Source organism: Streptomyces tauricus (assembly GCF_014650955.1).
Lineage (GTDB): Bacteria > Actinomycetota > Actinomycetes > Streptomycetales > Streptomycetaceae > Streptomyces > Streptomyces tauricus.
Genome location: NZ_BMVY01000032.1, coordinates 70,600 through 85,227 on the forward strand (window position 1 = coordinate 70,600; position 14,628 = coordinate 85,227).

Here is a 14,628-nt window from a genome sequence, read left to right on the forward strand (position 1 = left end):
CCGAGTAGCCAAGAACCAACGCCGGTAACCAAGTTCGCACCACGCGCCCACCTGGCAACCCTGTCTCGGCACCCGCGTCCGAAACTCCGACCCGAACCCCCTGAACACGGAGAACGGACCGGCCGTACTACACGGCACGCCCCGGCAGAGGGGTCAGACGCACCGCACCTGGAGGGTCGTCCGTTGTTCAGCATCACCGTCCGCGATCACCTGATGATCGCCCACAGCTTCCGCGGAGAGGTCTTCGGACCCGCGCAGCGACTGCACGGAGCGACGTTCCTCGTGGACGCCACGTTCCGCCGCGCCGAGCTGGACGACGACAACATCGTCGTCGACATCGGACTGGCCACCAGGGAACTGGGGGAGGTGGTGGCCGAGATGAACTACCGGAACCTCGACAACGAGCCGGTGTTCGCCGACACCAACACCTCCACGGAGTTCCTGGCGAAGGTCGTCGCCGACCGCCTCGCCGAGCGAGTGGAAAAGGGAGCACTGGGCGAAGGAGCCCGCGGACTGGCCGGCATCACGGTCACCCTGCACGAGTCGCACATCGCCTGGGCGAGTTACGAGCGTGCCCTGTGAGCCACAATGCCGACATCATCCCCATGTCCCTGCGCGCCATGCACTTCGTGATGCCCGGCGGAGTGGACGACTCGACCATGCCGAGCGGCGGCAACGTCTACGACGCCCGCGTCAGCCTCGACCTGCCCGGCTTCGGCTGGCAGGTGCACAAGCACGCCATCGGCGGAAGCTGGCCCCGGCCCGAGGCCGCGGCCCGTGACGAACTGGCCCGCACCCTCGCGGAACTGGCCGACGGCACCGTCGTCCTGCTCGACGGCATCGTCGCCTGCGCGGTCCCCGAGATCATCATCCCGGAGGCCGAACGGCTGCGGCTCGTCGTCCTCGTACACCTGCCGCTCGGCGACGAGACCGGGCTCACGCCCGAGGTGGCCGCGGACCTCGACGCCCGGGAACGCCACACCCTGCGTGCCGTGCCGGCCGTCGTGGCCACCAGCGAGTGGGCGGCCCGCAGGCTCGTCGCCCACCACGGCCTCGCGCCCGACCGCGTCCATGTCGCCACCCCCGGCGCCGACATCGCGCCGCTGGCCCCCGGCACCGACGGCGTCTCGCGGCTCCTGTGCGTCGCCTCGGTCACCCCGCGCAAGGGGCAGCACCGGCTCGTCGAGGCCCTCGCCTCCGTCGTCGACCTGCCCTGGACCTGCGTCCTGGTCGGCGGCCTCGACCACGACCCCGAGTACGTGGCCGGTCTGCGGGACCTGATCGAGCAGCACGGGCTCGGCGACCGGCTGCAACTGGCCGGACCCAGGTCCGGTGCCGCACTCGACGCCAGCTACGCCTCCGCCGACCTGATGGTCCTCACCTCGTACGCCGAGACGTACGGCATGGCCGTCACCGAGGCGCTCGCCCGCGGAATCCCCGTCCTGGCCACGGACGTCGGCGGTCTCCCCGAGGCGGTCGGCCGCGCGCCCGACGGCGGCGTGCCCGGTCTGCTCGTCCCGCCGGAGAACCCCGCGGCCCTCGCCGCGGAACTGCGCGGCTGGTTCGGCGAGCCCGACGTACGCCGGCGCCTCAAGGCCGCCGCGCGGGCCCGCCGGGCATCCCTGGGCGGCTGGGCCGCCACGGCCCGGAGTCTGTCGGGTGTCATGGGGCGACTGAAGAGCGAGGCAAGGAGGGGGGCGGCATGAGCGGCATCAGCACGAGCACGAGCACCAGCACGAGTACGGGCGTCAGTACCGGCACGGCGTCGGTGGAGGGCCCGGGGGCGGGGGAGCACGGACGGGACACAGGAACGATTCGGCTGGGTGACCGCACCCGCGGCGAAGCCACCGACGACACCACCCGCTACGCCCCCGAGTGGCTGCAGCTGCGGGAGGGCGTCGACGCCTCGGCCCGGGCGACCGAACTGCTCGACCCGCTGCGGATCCGGCTCGCGAACCTGCCCGGACGCTCGGGCGGGTTCGTCATCCACGACCTCGGCTGCGGCACCGGCTCCATGGGCCGCTGGCTCGCGCCCCGGCTCGACGGCCCCCAGCACTGGGTGCTGCACGACCGCGACCCGTATCTGCTGCACTTCGCGGCCGTCGGCTCGCCCCGCTCGGCCGCCGACGGCAGCCGGGTGACGGTGGAGACACAGCGCGGCGACATCGGCCGGCTGACCGCCGACGCCCTGGCCGGGGCCTCGCTGGTGACGGCCTCCGCGCTCCTCGACGTCCTCACCGCCGCCGAGATCGAGGCACTGGCCGCCGCCTGCGCCGGGGCCGGCTGCCCCGCCCTCCTCACCCTCTCGGTGGCGGGCCGGGTCGAACTCACCCCGGCCGACCCGCTGGACGCCGAGATCACCGAGGCGTTCAACGACCACCAGCGGCGCGGGGACCTGCTCGGCCCGGAGGCGGTCAGCGCGGCCTGCGACGCCTTCTCCGGGCACGGCGCGACCGTACGGGTGCACCCCAGCGCCTGGCACCTCGGCCCGGACGAGTCCGCGCTGACCGCGGAGTGGCTGCGCGGCTGGGTCGGCGCGGCCGTGGAGCAGCGCCCCGAACTGGCCGCCCGGGCAGAGACCTATCTGCGTGAGCGTCTCGCGGCCTGCGAGGCGGGGGAGCTGACCGTGGTGGTCCACCACAGCGATCTGCTCGCGCTGGCCCGACCGGCCGGGGGATCGTGATGAGCGCGGGAACCGTGGCGCGGGAGGAGCGGGCCCTGGCCGCCCTCGACGAAGAGCTGTCGGCGGCGGTCCGCGACGGCGACCCGGACGGGGCGACGGAGCGGACCCGTGCCGACGCGGACCCCGGCGAAGCCGCCGTGCGTCCGCGCGGCGGCCGGACGGGCGGCGCCCGCTCCGGCGTCCGGTTCCTGCGCACCCACTTCGGCACGATCGCCGGTGTCGTCATCCTCACGGTGCTGACCTGGCGGCTGGGCACCGGAGTCTTCCTGGACGGCCTGCGCCGCATCGACGGGCTCACCCTCCTCGCGGCGCTCGGCATCGGTGTGCTCACCACGGTGTTCAGCGCCTGGCGCTGGTGCGTGGTGGCCCGGGGCATGCGCCTCGAACTGCCGCTGGGCGCGGCCGTCGCCGACTACTACCGCGCGCTGTTCCTCAACGCGGCGCTGCCCGGCGGCGTCCTCGGCGACGTGCACCGGGCGGTGCGGCACGGGCAGAGCGCCGGCGATGTCGGCCGCGGCGTACGCGCGGTCGTCCTCGAACGGGTCGCGGGCCAGGCCGTCCTGGCCGCTGTCGGGGTGGCCGTCCTGCTCACGCAGCCCTCGCCCGTCCTGTCGGAGACCCGGCACCTGGTCGCGCTGCTCGCGGTCGTCTCGGTGTGCGGGGCCGTCACCGTGGGCGCCGTCCGCGGCAGGGGCAGGGCGCCGCGCGCCTCCCGCCGCTACCGGGCCGTGCGGGGCGCGCTCACCGAGGCCCGCGGGGCGCTGCTGGCGCGCGGGAGCTGGCCGGGCGTGGTGCTCTCGTCCGTCGTGGTCCTCGCCGGACACGTCCTGATGTTCCTGCTCGCGGCCCGGGCCGCCGGATCGGCCGCCCCCGCCGCCGCGTTGGTGCCCCTGGCACTGCTGGCCCTGATCGCCATGGGACTGCCGCTGAACGTCGGAGGCTGGGGACCCCGCGAGGGCGTCACCGCCTGGGCGTTCGGCGCCGCGGGCCTGGGCGCCACCCAGGGCCTGACCGTCGCGGTCGTCTACGGCGTCCTCAGCTTCGCCGCGAGCCTGCCCGGCGTCGCCGTCCTGCTGGCGCGCTGGTACGTGGGACTGCGCGGCCCGCGCGAGAGGACGGGCGCGGCGGCCGGGGTCGACGCGGCGGCCGGCCTGGACGCGGCGGCCGGGGTGGACGTGGCCGTGCGGCGACGGTCACCGCAGGAAACGCTCCCGGCCCGCGCCGAAGGGGGCGGGGACGCTCAGTGCGGATCCGCGACCGGCGGTACGCGCGGTACGCCGGAGGCGTCGGGGTCGGATGTCAGTAGGGAGAAGTACGCTCCGAAGGAGTCGGCGAGCGAGGCCAGAAGTTCCTTCCCCTTCTCGGCGGACGCCCTCGAAGGACGCCCGATGACACCGGACTTGGTATAGGCCGACATACCGAGGGAGAGCAGATGCCGACGGTCGTCGGCGACGAAGTCGGAGGTCTCGTAACCGGGCCTGAGGTATTCGGGATTGGTGTGCAGCAGAATGGAGGTCTCGATTTCCCCCGCATGCATATCGGTGAGCAGCGAGGTCTCCACCCCGGCCGCCTCCCGTGCCGTTTCCCAGTCCTCGACCGCCGGGAACAGAGCCATTCGAGCACCGGCGGCGGAGGATTCCTGAACGACATTGCCCAACACGTAATTGCCGCCATGACCATTGATCAGAACGAGTGTGTCGACACCCGACCGACGCAGTGAATCAGCTATGTCCCGCACCACCGCATGGAGTGTCACGGAGGAAATGCTCACCGTTCCCGGCCAGGCCGCGTGTTCGTGGGAGCAGGAGATCGTCACCGGAGGAAGGAGATGAACGGGGAATGCGGCAGCGACCTCCCGGGCGATCGCACACGCTACGAGCGTGTCGGTCGACAGCGGAAGATACCGGCCGTGCTGCTCGAAGCTGCCGATGGGAAGCACGGCGACCTGCCGGGCGACACCGGCGCCTCGTGTGCGCACGTCCTCCGTGGTGTCCGTCGGCAAGGGCCCTGACACCGTGAGCCGTATTTCCGAACCGTCCGAATTGACCATGTTCTCGCGACCTTTCGTCTCTGCTTAGGAACCAGAATCATGACAGAAATAGATGGCGTACTCGCCGGGAAAGCCCAGCCCTCAGGTGCCGAGCGGGTCGTCACTTCCCCGCTGCCCACCGTGTACGGCGATTTCCAGGCCGTCGGCTACCTGGACCGTACTCGCGGAGACGAACAAGTGGCCCTGGTTTACGGCGACATCCGGGCCGCCCGGGGCGAGGGAATACTCACCCGGCTGCACTCCGAATGCCTGACCGGCGACGCCTTCGGGTCCCGGCACTGCGAGTGCGGACCCCAACTCACCACCGCGCTGCGGGAGATAGCGGCGGAGGGCCGCGGTGTCCTGATCTACCTCCGGGGGCACGAGGGCCGCGGCATCGGTCTGCTGGCCAAGCTCCAGGCGATGAAGCTCCAGGCGGAGGGCCTCGACACGGTGGAGGCGAACCTCGCGCTCGGCCTGCCCGTGGACGCCCGCGACTACGGCGTCGGCGCGGACATCCTGCACGACCTCGGTGTCCGCTCGGTGAGACTGCTGTCCAACAACCCGCGCAAGCGGGAGGCGTTGGTCCGCAACGGCATCAGGGTCGACGCGCAGGTACCCCTGCTGATCCCGCCCTGCGACGACAACATCACCTACCTGCGCACCAAGCGGGAGCGCCTGGACCACGACCTGCCGCACCTGGACGCGGTGGTGGGCCACCGGGTCTGACCGCCCGGCCGCCCTTCCGGACCCCCGTCCCCGCCGGAGGTGGTGACACCGGTGCGGGACGGGGGAAGGGATGAGGAATGACCTCAGACCTTCACCTCAGGACGGGCCGCGCGAGGCCGAGCCTCCTCGAACTGAGCCGCTTGGGACCGTGCCGCCTCGGGCCGTGCCGTCCATGACCGCCGTGCCGGGGCGCGCCGGAGTCGTCGTGATCGGCGGCGGGGTGATGGGGACGAGCATCGCCTACCACCTGGCGCGGGCGGGTGTGCCCGACGTGGTGCTGGTCGAGCGGGACGAACTGGCCTCCGGATCCACCGCGCGCGCCGCGGGAGGCGTCCGCGCGCAGTTCTCCGACGAACTGAACATCCAGCTCGGCGCCCGCAGCCTGGAGGCGTTCGCCCGCTTCGAGGAGGAGACGGGCCACGACATCGCACTGCACCGCGTCGGCTACCTCTTCCTGCTGTCGACGCCCGAGGACGTCGAGGCGTTCGAGGCCGGGGTCCGGCTGCAGAACGGCCTCGGTGTGCCCAGCCGGATGACCGACCCGGCCGAAGCACACCGGCTCGCACCGCTGATCACCACCGACGGACTGCTGGCCGCCGCCTTCTCCCCGGACGACGGCCACTGCACACCCGAGGCCGTGGTGCACGGCTACGCGGCCGCCGCCCGCCGCCACGGCGCGACGATCGTCCGGCACTGCGAGGTCACCGGCATCGAGACCCGCGGCGACGACATCGCGGCCGTCGTCACCCGCCACGGCCGGATCGCCACGTCCACCGTCGTCTGCGCGGCCGGCGCCTGGTCGCGGGCCGTGGGCGCGATGGCCGGCGTGGACCTGCCGGTGGAGCCGCTGCGCCGCCAGATCGCCGTCACCGAACCGGTCCCGGGGCTCCCGCCGGACCTCCCCATGACCATCGACTTCACCAGCAGCCTGTACTTCCACACCGAGGGCCCCGGCCTCCTCCTCGGCATGTCCGACCCCGACGAGAGACCGGGCTTCGCCACCGGGACGCACGACCGCTGGATCCCCCGCCTCTACGAGGCCATGGAGCGCCGCGCCCCCACCCTGCTCGACGTACGCAGGACGGGCGGCTGGGCGGGCCTGTACGAGATCACCCCGGACCACAACGCACTGATCGGCGAGGCCCGCCAGGTCTCCCGCTTCCTGTACGCGACCGGGTTCTCCGGGCACGGTTTCCTCCAGGGACCCGCCGTCGGAGAGGTGGTCCGCGATCTGTACCTGGGGCAGGATCCGTTCGTCGACGTCACCCCGCTGCGTGCCGAACGGTTCGCGGCCGACTCCCCGAGACCGGAGGTCAACCTCGTATGACCGAGCTGCACCTGTGGCTGCGCCACGAGACCCGTACGACCGAGCGGCGCACCCCGGTCGTGCCGTCCGACGCCCGGCGGCTCGTCGGGGCCGGCGTGACGCTCACCGTCGAGGAGTCCCCGCAGCGGGTCTTCCCCTCCGAGGCGTACGAGGCGGCCGGCTGCCGGGCCGTCGAGGCGGGCTCCTGGACCGGGGCACCGGCGGACGCGGTGATCGTCGGCCTCAAGGAACTCCCGGACGGACCCGACGGGCCGGAGGAACTGCGGCACCGGCACATCTTCTTCGGGCACGCGTACAAGGCGCAGCCGGGCGCAGGCGCGCTGCTGCGCCGGTTCGCCGCGGGCGGCGGGAGCCTGTTCGACCTGGAGTACCTGGTGGACGACGACGGGCGCAGGCTCGCCGCCTTCGGCTACTGGGCGGGCTATGTGGGCGCCGCCCTCGCGGTCCTGCACCACCGGGGCAGGCTGACGGCTCCACTGCGGCCGACGTCGAAGAAGGAACTGGACGACGGCCTCCACCCGGCCCCCGGCGACGAACGGTTCACCTCGCTGGTGATCGGGGCGCTGGGCCGCTCCGGACGCGGGGCGCGGGCGGCGCTCGCCGAGGCGGGCCTCGAACCCACCTGCTGGGACCTGGCCGAGACCCGCGCCCTGGACCGGCCGGCGCTGCTGGCCCACGAGCTGATGGTGAACACGGTGCTGACCACCGGCCCCTCCACACCGTTCCTCACCGACGACGACCTGGCCGTGCCGGACCGCCGCCTGCGCACGGTGTGCGATGTGACCTGCGACGTCGGCTCCCCGTACAACGTCCTGCCCGTCTACGACACCGTCACCGACTGGGCGGACCCCGTACGGCGCCTGCACGGACGGCCCGCCCTCGATCTCATCGCCATCGACAACCTGCCGTCCCTGCTGCCCGAGGAGGCGAGTACGGACTTCTCGGCGGCGCTGACGCCCCTGCTCCTGGAGTTCGGGGTGGGCGGGGAGTGGGGCCGCTGCCTGGACCGGTTCACGCAGGCGTGCCGCGCGCTCGGCGTACGGGACGGAGGGCCGGGCGATGTCTGAGACCGCCGCACCCGGGCCCGCCCCCGTGCCGTCCTCCCGGACCGTCCACTGGATCGGCGCGGGCCTGTCCACCGGCGGCGGGCTCGCCGCGCTCTGCGCGGCGGCCGACCGCGTACGGCTGTGGCACCGCACCGAGGAGCGGGCCGGGCGGGCCCTGGCGGGGCTCGGCCTCACCGGCCGCGCCGAGCCCCGCGCGTACACCCCGCGGGCCCTCGCCGCCGAACTGGCCCCCGGGGACGTGGTGGTCTCCATGCTGCCCGCCCCCGAGCACGCGGAACTGCTCGCCGCCTGTGTGCGGGGCCGCGCGCACTTCGCCTGCTCCAGCTATGTCTCCGACGCGGTGCTCGACCAGCTTCCAGCGGCCACGGCGGCCGGTGTCGTCGTCCTCACCGAGGCGGGTCTCGACCCCGGCATCGACCACCTCTTCGCGCACGGCCTCATCGCCCGCGCCCGTGCGGAGATCGGCGCGGACACCGCGGCCGAGGTGAGCCTCACCTCGTACTGCGGAGGCGTCCCCGCCGTCCCGAACGACTTCAGGTACCGCTTCAGCTGGGCCCCGGCGGGCGTCCTCAACGCCCTGCGCTCGCCCGCCCGTTACATCGAGGCCGGCGCCGAGACGACGGCCCCGCGCCCCTGGGAGGTCACCCGGCCCCATGTGGTGGACGGGGAGCCCTTCGAGGTCTACCCGAACCGCGACAGCGTCCCGTTCGTCGCCCAGTACGGGCTGCCGCCGGCCTGGAAGCCGCAGACGTTCGTGCGCGGCACCCTCCGCCTTTCCGGCTGGCTCGACGCGTGGCAGCCGGTCTTCGCGGAACTCCGCGAGGGCGACGACCGACGGATCGCCGAACTGGCCCAGGAGCTGGCGACCCGCTACCCCACCACGGACGCCGACCGGGACCGGGTGATCCTCGCGGTGACTCTCGACGTACAGGCCGCCGGGGGACGCACCTGGTCGGGGCGCTACCTCCTGGACATGGAGGGGGACGCGGAGGAGAGCGCGATGGCGCGCTGCGTCTCACGGACGCTGGCGGTCGGCGTGCGCGGGATCCTGCGGGACGCCCTGCGGCCGGGCCTCCACCGCGCGGCGGAGACACCGGAGCGCTCCGAGGAGTGGCTCGCCGAACTGGATGGCGAGGGAATCGACTTCACGCTCCGGACCGACGGTTGAGCCCTCTGCCAGGGTGCCGCCTGCCGGGGAGCCTCCTGGCAGGCGGCGCGGGCGCTGCCCCGGGGCACAGGCTGCCCGGGTGGCGCCCGCCCGCGGCACGGGCGCTCAGTCCCCGAGGGCCTCGTGCACGAAGGTCTTCAGTTCGTGGAAGGACAGCATTCCCGCGGGCCGTACCTGGGTCATGAACTGCACGGTCAGGTCGTTGCGGGGGTCGACCCAGAAGGTCGTGCCGCCCGCGCCGCTCCAGCCGTAGGACCCCTCGCTCTCGGGGGACGGTGTGCGGTCCGCGTCCACCACGACCGAGACGCCGAGGCCGAAGCCCAGGCCCGCGTTGCCCGGCTGCCCGTGCAGGGGTTTGGTGCCGAAGGCGTGCAGGTCGGCGGGGAGATGGTTCGCCGCCATCGTGTCCACGGTCCCGGGGGACAGCAGCCGGACGCCGTCGAGTTCGCCGCGCCGGCGCAGGAACTCCATGAAGCGGTGGTAGTCGCCCGCGGTCCCCACCAGGCCGCCGTGGCACGAGAGCAGGCGCGGGCGCTCGTGCACCGGCGGGCCCGCGAACGGGATGATCCCGCCGTCCTTGTCCTCCGGGTCCTCCTCGTAGAGGACCGCCAGCCGGTCGGCCCGCTCGCCGGAGACCCAGAAGCTCGTGTCCGTCATGCCCAGCGGCGCGAAGACCCGTTCGGCGAGGAACTCGTCCAGCGGACGGCCCGTCACCACCTCGATGAGGCGGCCGACCACATTGGTCGCGATCGAGTAGTTCCACTCGGTGCCCGGCTCGAACTGCAGGGGCAGGCTCGCGTACACCTCGCACGCCTCGGCGAGATCCGCGCCCTCCGGTGCCTGCGTCTCGACGCCCGCGGCCCGGTACAGGGCGTCCACGGGGTGGGTGCGGTAGGCGCCGATGGTCAGGCCCGCGGTGTGGGTCAGCAGATGCCTGACCAGCAGGGGGTGCTCGGCCGGGCGGGTTTTGAGGCCGTCGCCCGTGCCGCTCTCGTAGACCTGGAGGTCCGCGAAGGCCGGCAGATGGCGGGAGACGGGATCGTCGAGGCCGAGCAGGCCCTCCTCGTGGAGCATCAGCGCGGCGACGGACGCGACCGGCTTGGTCATCGAGTAGAGCCGCCACACGGTGTCCGCGGTGACCGCGGCGCCGGCCTCCCGGTCGCGCAGGCCGTATGACGTGAGATGTGCGACACGTCCGTGACGGGCCACGGAAACGAGGTACCCGGGAAGGAGGCCGTCGTTCACGCGACGGGCGAAGAACCGGTCGAGACGGTCGAGGGCCGCCGGGTCCAGACCGACCTCCGCCGGCTCCACTTCTTGCTGCAACTGAGCCATGTCTGCCTCCGGTTGACGGTCTGAAAGCGGCGGAAAAGGGATGTCGGCAAGCGGTCGGCGATGAGGCGTGGAGATCGGGAAGCGCTACGAGAGTAGCTGTGTGGGGGGTGTCCTCCGAATGAAATTCTCGGCGGCGGCCGAACGTGTACGAGGGCTCGTGGACCGGTGTGCTCACGTACCACCGGTACCGGGACACCACACCGGCGCGCGGGGCGCGCGACGCGGGAACGTGTGCGTCAGTGCGCTGAACTGCGGCTCCACCTCGGATCCGTAACTCTCGGACCTGCGTCTCCAGAGGCGAATGGCTGTCCTGTGCACGGATGATCGGCGCGGCGGGATCACGTCACGGACCGTACCCGTCCGATGACTACGCTGCGTGAGGCAACCATTCTCCAGTTCGATTCGTATATCTCCGTGGAAGCCCTGTGGACCGGGCGGGTAACGTGACGCCGGAGCGTCACGATCCGACTGGCCGGGTCCGCACCGAGCAAGGAGAACCGATGCGACCGTTCGCGCTCAACTACGCCCGTCCGGCCCAGCAGTTGGAGGTCAGCGTTCCGTATGCCTATGACTCCAGACTGCAATTGAATGTCCTCCCGGACGGACGGCTGGCCGCGCATGACTACGCCGTGTTGCGGGAGTTGGGGTCCACGACTTCCACAGCGGGCTCAAAGACCCACTTCGACGACTGATTCCGGACCCCCGACGATGACGGTTCTGATCCTGACGTGCGAACAGGATGTGACCGCGGACATGGTGGTGGCGGAGCTCGACGGGAACGGAGTTCCGGTCGTCCGCCTCGATCCCGCGGACCTGCCCGGCCCGGTGGCCCTGTCGGGCGAGTACGTGCGCGGCGGCTTTCACGGGCATCTGTCCGCCGGCGGCCGGCTGGTGAGCATGAGCGGGCTGCGGTCCGTCTGGGTCCGCAGGCCCGGCGCGCCGGCGAGCAACGCCGCCGAACCCTCCGACTGGCTGACCGAGGAGTCCGCGCAGGCGCTCTACGGCATGCTGCGGTCCACCGACGCGCGCTGGATGAACCACCCCGACGCGGCCCGCCGGGCCCGCCACAAGCCCTGGCAGCTGTCCCTGGCCCAGCGCTGCGGCCTGCCCGTACCCGCCACTTTGATCACCACGTTCCCCCAGGCCGCCCGCGACTTCGCGGACCGGTTCCCGGATCTCGTGGTCAAGCCCGTGTCCGGCGCGCACCCGCAGGAACCGCCCAGGGCGGTGCCCACCAGCCGGGTCGCGCCCGACACGGACTTCGCGGCCGTCGCCTTCGGCCCCACCCTGCTCCAGCGACGGGTGGTCAAGCGGGCGGACATCAGGCTGACCTGCGTCGGCGACCAGTTGTTCGCCGCGCGCAAGCCGGTCGCCCCGGACGCCGACCCCGACGAGGTGGACGTCCGTTTCGCGACCTCGGACGCCCTGTGGCAGCCGGTGGACACGCCGTCGTCCGTCGCCGCCGGGGTCCGCAGCTACCTCCGGGAGGCCCGACTGGCCTTCGGCGCCTTCGACTTCGCCGAGGACGCCGAGGGGATGTGGTGGTTCCTGGAGTGCAACCAGTCGGGCCAGTTCGGATTCGTACAGATCGAGTCGGGCCAGCGGATCGCGGCGGCGGTGGCCGACTGGCTGGCCGCGCCCGTCGCGCCCACCGCGCCCGGGGCGCTGCCCAACGGGGGCCGGGCGTGGGCCATGGAGGGCCACTGAGCCCGCGTCGCGGGGAGCGTGTCTCTTGGCTGCGGGCCGATGGGGGTTCGGTTGCGCAGTTCCCCGCGCCCCTCAGCAGGGGCTACTGCCCGCCGAAGACGTCAGGCCGGGGCACAGCCCCGCCTTTCAAGGGCGCGGGGAGCAGCACGCGTTGGTCCACCGTGAGCGCCGGCGCCCCGTCACCCGCGAGCGTCACCTCCAGCGTCGTACCGGCCTCCTGGGCGTACGGGCCCCGCACCCGGAGCGGCGAAGTCACCCGCACGGAGCCGCCCTTGACGTGTACGTCGCCGCGACCGAGCGCGGACGCCGAGGCGGTGGCGAGGACGCCCTCCTCCAGCGTGGTGCCGCCGGTGTACGCGTTGGCTCCGGTGAGCGACAGCGTTCCGCTGCCGCGCTTGACGAGCGCGCCCCGGCCGCCGATGTCGTTGCGCCAGGTGTCGGCGCCGCCGAAACCCCCGGCGGCGTCTAGCGTGACATGTGCGTCCGCGTCGAAGGTGCCGTACCCGTCGGCGGCGGCGAAGAGGTTCAGGCGCCCCCACTTCTCGAAGCCGTCCAGCAGGACGTAGCCGGCGGGCAGCGCGGTCGTCCGCAGCACCTCGCGCCGCTGGGCGGCGGAGAGATAGGGCAGCCGCGTCTCCAGCAGCACCTCGGCGCCCTTGGGCACGCTCATCCGGTCGTGCGCGGACCGCTTGGGCAGCACGTACGTCAACCGGGGTTCGACCGCTGCCCGGTTGGCGGCACGGTCCGCGTGCGGGTCGGTGTCGGGGCCCGCCGCGTGCGCGTAGACGCGGGGGTGGTCCAGGGCCCGGGCCGACCACCGCCTCCGCGCGTACGTGCGTCTTGGTGCCGCCCACGTCGATGCCGACGGCGACGGGCGTGAAGTCCGGCACGGGGTCATCTTTCGTCGGAGCGCGACGCCGCGTACGCGGTGCGCGCAGGCGAAGCGGACGGCGGGCGAACCGTGCCTGCGAACAACGGCTAGGGAAGCCCCGGGACGGGCTTCGGGGGAGTGCGGCAGGCGAGTACCGCACGAGTTCGTTAGGAAGTTAACTAACGAAGTAGGGTGCGTCAAGGGTTGCGGAACCCATGCCGTACAACGGTTGCGACGAGGGCCGGACGGACCCGAGCGGCGGACCGCCGCGGCATGACCTGAGGGAGAGCATGAACCTGAGCGAGAGCGCCCGCGCGGTGTTCGCCGTACTGGCCGCGTCGGGCACCGCCACCCGCCCCCAACTGGCGGCCGGAGCGGGTCTGTCCAAACCGACCGTCTCCACCGCCGTGGCCGAACTGGAGGGCGCCGGACTCGCCGCCTGCTCGGGCACGGTCTCCGGCAGCACCGGCCGGTCCGCCGCCGTCTACGCCCTCGGCCCCGCCGCGGGCGCCGTGCTGGCCGTCGATCTCGGCCCGACCGACACACAGGTACGCGGCTGCGCCCTGGACGGCACCCTGCTGGCCCGGGGGACCGGGCCCCGGGCGGACTCCGCCGACACGGTCCGGGCGGCCCTCGACGCCCTGCCCGCCGGAGCCCCGCTGCGCGCCGTGGTCGTCGCCGTCGGGGACGTCACCGCGCGGGACCGGGAGGGCACCGGAATGCGCCCCGCGACCGAGAAGGCGGGCCCCGCCTTCGACGCCATGGCGGTCGCGCTGCCGCCGGACGTCCCCGTCCACCTGGAGAACAACGTCAACTGCGCCGCGCTCGCCGAACTGCACCAGGGCGCCGCCCGCGACCGGGACTCGTTCGGCTATCTGCGGATCGGCGTGGGGATCGGCCTCGGCATCGTCATCGGCGGCCGGGTGCTGCGCGGCGCGAACGGCGCCGCGGGCGAGCTGGCCCGGCTGCCCTATCCGTGGGACGACGGCCGCGAACCGCGCCGGGAGGCCCTGGAGGAGCGCATGGGTTCCCGTTCGCTCCTGCGCCGGGCCGCGGAGGCATGGCAGGGCGCCGACGGCCCCTGCCCCCGGGCTCCCGAGCGGCTCTTCGCCCTCGCCGAGGAGGGGCACCCCACAGCCCGTGCCGTGGTCGGCCACCACGCCGCCGACATCGGCCGGCTGGCCGCCGCGGTGGTCGCGGTGCTGGACCCGGGACTGATCGTGCTGGGTGGCGCCATCGGCGCGTTCCCGCAGCTCCTGCCCGGTGTACGGAATGAACTGGCGCGGCTCAGCTGGCCCACCGAGGTGGTCAGCAGCATGGTCGGCGACAGCGGCACCGTGGCCGGTGCGAGCCGCCTCGCCGTGGCCCACGGAATCGAAACCGTGACCGGTGGGGTGCGAGTCAGGCATTGACGGGTCAGCCACGGGTCTGCCAATGTCCGGACAAGCGCTTTCCATGGCCGGCGGGACCCGGCCCTGGGTGAGGCGTCCCGCCGTACACGACGTACGGCAGCCGTGCGAGGGCGCGCTCGAACGGCTGAGGCCCACACGGCCTGTCGTCACCTTCCCGTCCGCCGGGCGACGCCCGGCACGCTTCCCCGGCCCCGGCCGGGGGACCCCCCTTCGCCGCACCGGGCGAGAGGCCGAGTACGTCACCGTACGAAGCCCTCTGCCCGGCACGGCGAGAGGGCGCACCGGACACCGTCCGGCCCG

13 protein-coding genes and 1 pseudogene are annotated in these 14,628 nt (G+C 73.1%); 11 read left to right on the plus strand and 3 right to left on the minus strand.

All coding sequences use genetic code 11. The features are described from left to right. Positions 1-183: 183 nt before the first annotated feature. The 4 genes and pseudogenes from IE278_RS33370 to IE278_RS33385 form a co-directional block, all read left to right on the plus strand. The gene (locus tag IE278_RS33370) at positions 184-582 is read left to right on the plus strand and encodes a 6-pyruvoyl trahydropterin synthase family protein (RefSeq protein ID WP_055513514.1); all 399 of its coding nucleotides are present in this window, start codon (positions 184-186) and stop codon (positions 580-582) included. 23 nt (positions 583-605) lie between these two features. Then, entirely contained in the window at positions 606-1,706 is a 1,101-nt protein-coding gene (locus IE278_RS33375; protein ID WP_189777838.1) for a glycosyltransferase family 4 protein, read from the plus strand. After that, on the plus strand, positions 1,703-2,683 hold the full coding sequence (locus tag IE278_RS33380; RefSeq protein ID WP_189777769.1) for a class I SAM-dependent methyltransferase: 981 nt from the start codon (positions 1,703-1,705) through the stop codon (positions 2,681-2,683). The genes IE278_RS33375 and IE278_RS33380 overlap by 4 nt, the downstream gene beginning before the upstream one ends. Continuing rightward, positions 2,683-3,723 (plus strand): annotated as a pseudogene (locus IE278_RS33385) (lysylphosphatidylglycerol synthase transmembrane domain-containing protein); the annotation flags it as partial. The gene IE278_RS33380 and the pseudogene IE278_RS33385, both read left to right, overlap by 1 nt. A 200-nt stretch (positions 3,724-3,923) precedes the next feature. On the opposite strand, the gene IE278_RS33390 reads toward IE278_RS33385, so the two are convergent. Continuing rightward, complete coding sequence (locus IE278_RS33390; protein ID WP_189777771.1) at positions 3,924-4,733, minus strand: creatininase family protein; 810 nt, start codon at positions 4,731-4,733, stop codon at positions 3,924-3,926. Between the two features lie 39 nt (positions 4,734-4,772). Here IE278_RS33390 and ribA point away from each other — a divergent pair, with 39 nt between their 5' ends. The 4 genes from ribA (at position 4,773) to IE278_RS33410 (ending at position 9,003) form a co-directional block, all read left to right on the plus strand. Next, positions 4,773-5,441, plus strand: coding sequence for a GTP cyclohydrolase II (ribA, locus tag IE278_RS33395; RefSeq protein WP_189777773.1), 669 nt, complete (start codon positions 4,773-4,775; stop codon positions 5,439-5,441). Between the two features lie 172 nt (positions 5,442-5,613). Continuing rightward, positions 5,614-6,768, plus strand: a complete 1,155-nt coding sequence (locus tag IE278_RS33400; protein ID WP_189777775.1) for an NAD(P)/FAD-dependent oxidoreductase — start codon at positions 5,614-5,616, stop codon at positions 6,766-6,768. Continuing rightward, positions 6,765-7,835 carry a saccharopine dehydrogenase gene (locus IE278_RS33405; RefSeq protein WP_189777777.1) on the plus strand — a complete coding sequence of 357 codons (1,071 nt, stop codon included), beginning with the start codon at positions 6,765-6,767 and terminating at the stop codon, positions 7,833-7,835. The genes IE278_RS33400 and IE278_RS33405 overlap by 4 nt, the downstream gene beginning before the upstream one ends. After that, entirely contained in the window at positions 7,828-9,003 is a 1,176-nt protein-coding gene (locus tag IE278_RS33410) for a saccharopine dehydrogenase family protein (RefSeq protein ID WP_189777783.1), read from the plus strand. Before IE278_RS33405 ends, IE278_RS33410 begins: the two co-directional genes overlap by 8 nt. A 105-nt stretch (positions 9,004-9,108) precedes the next feature. Here the strand turns inward: IE278_RS33410 and IE278_RS33415 are convergent, their stop codons facing one another. Next, complete coding sequence (locus IE278_RS33415; RefSeq protein ID WP_189777785.1) at positions 9,109-10,338, minus strand: serine hydrolase domain-containing protein; 1,230 nt, start codon at positions 10,336-10,338, stop codon at positions 9,109-9,111. Positions 10,339-10,838: 500 nt separating this feature from the next. On the opposite strand from IE278_RS33415, the gene tgmA reads away from it, so the two are divergent. Both tgmA and tgmB read left to right on the plus strand, forming a co-directional pair. Beyond that, a complete protein-coding gene (gene tgmA / locus IE278_RS33420; protein ID WP_055514111.1) occupies positions 10,839-11,030 on the plus strand; it encodes a putative ATP-grasp-modified RiPP in 192 nt (63 codons plus the stop codon). 16 nt (positions 11,031-11,046) lie between these two features. Beyond that, positions 11,047-12,045: an ATP-grasp ribosomal peptide maturase gene (gene tgmB / locus IE278_RS33425; protein ID WP_189777787.1), complete on the plus strand. Its 999-nt coding sequence runs from the start codon at positions 11,047-11,049 to the stop codon at positions 12,043-12,045. Between the two features lie 82 nt (positions 12,046-12,127). Here the strand turns inward: tgmB and IE278_RS42995 are convergent, their stop codons facing one another. After that, positions 12,128-12,943 carry an autotransporter-associated beta strand repeat-containing protein gene (locus IE278_RS42995; RefSeq protein WP_189777789.1) on the minus strand — a complete coding sequence of 272 codons (816 nt, stop codon included), beginning with the start codon at positions 12,941-12,943 and terminating at the stop codon, positions 12,128-12,130. A gap of 263 nt (positions 12,944-13,206) precedes the next feature. Here IE278_RS42995 and IE278_RS33435 point away from each other — a divergent pair, with 263 nt between their 5' ends. Next, a complete protein-coding gene (locus IE278_RS33435) occupies positions 13,207-14,328 on the plus strand; it encodes an ROK family transcriptional regulator (protein ID WP_189777791.1) in 1,122 nt (373 codons plus the stop codon). Positions 14,329-14,628 lie beyond the last annotated feature (300 nt).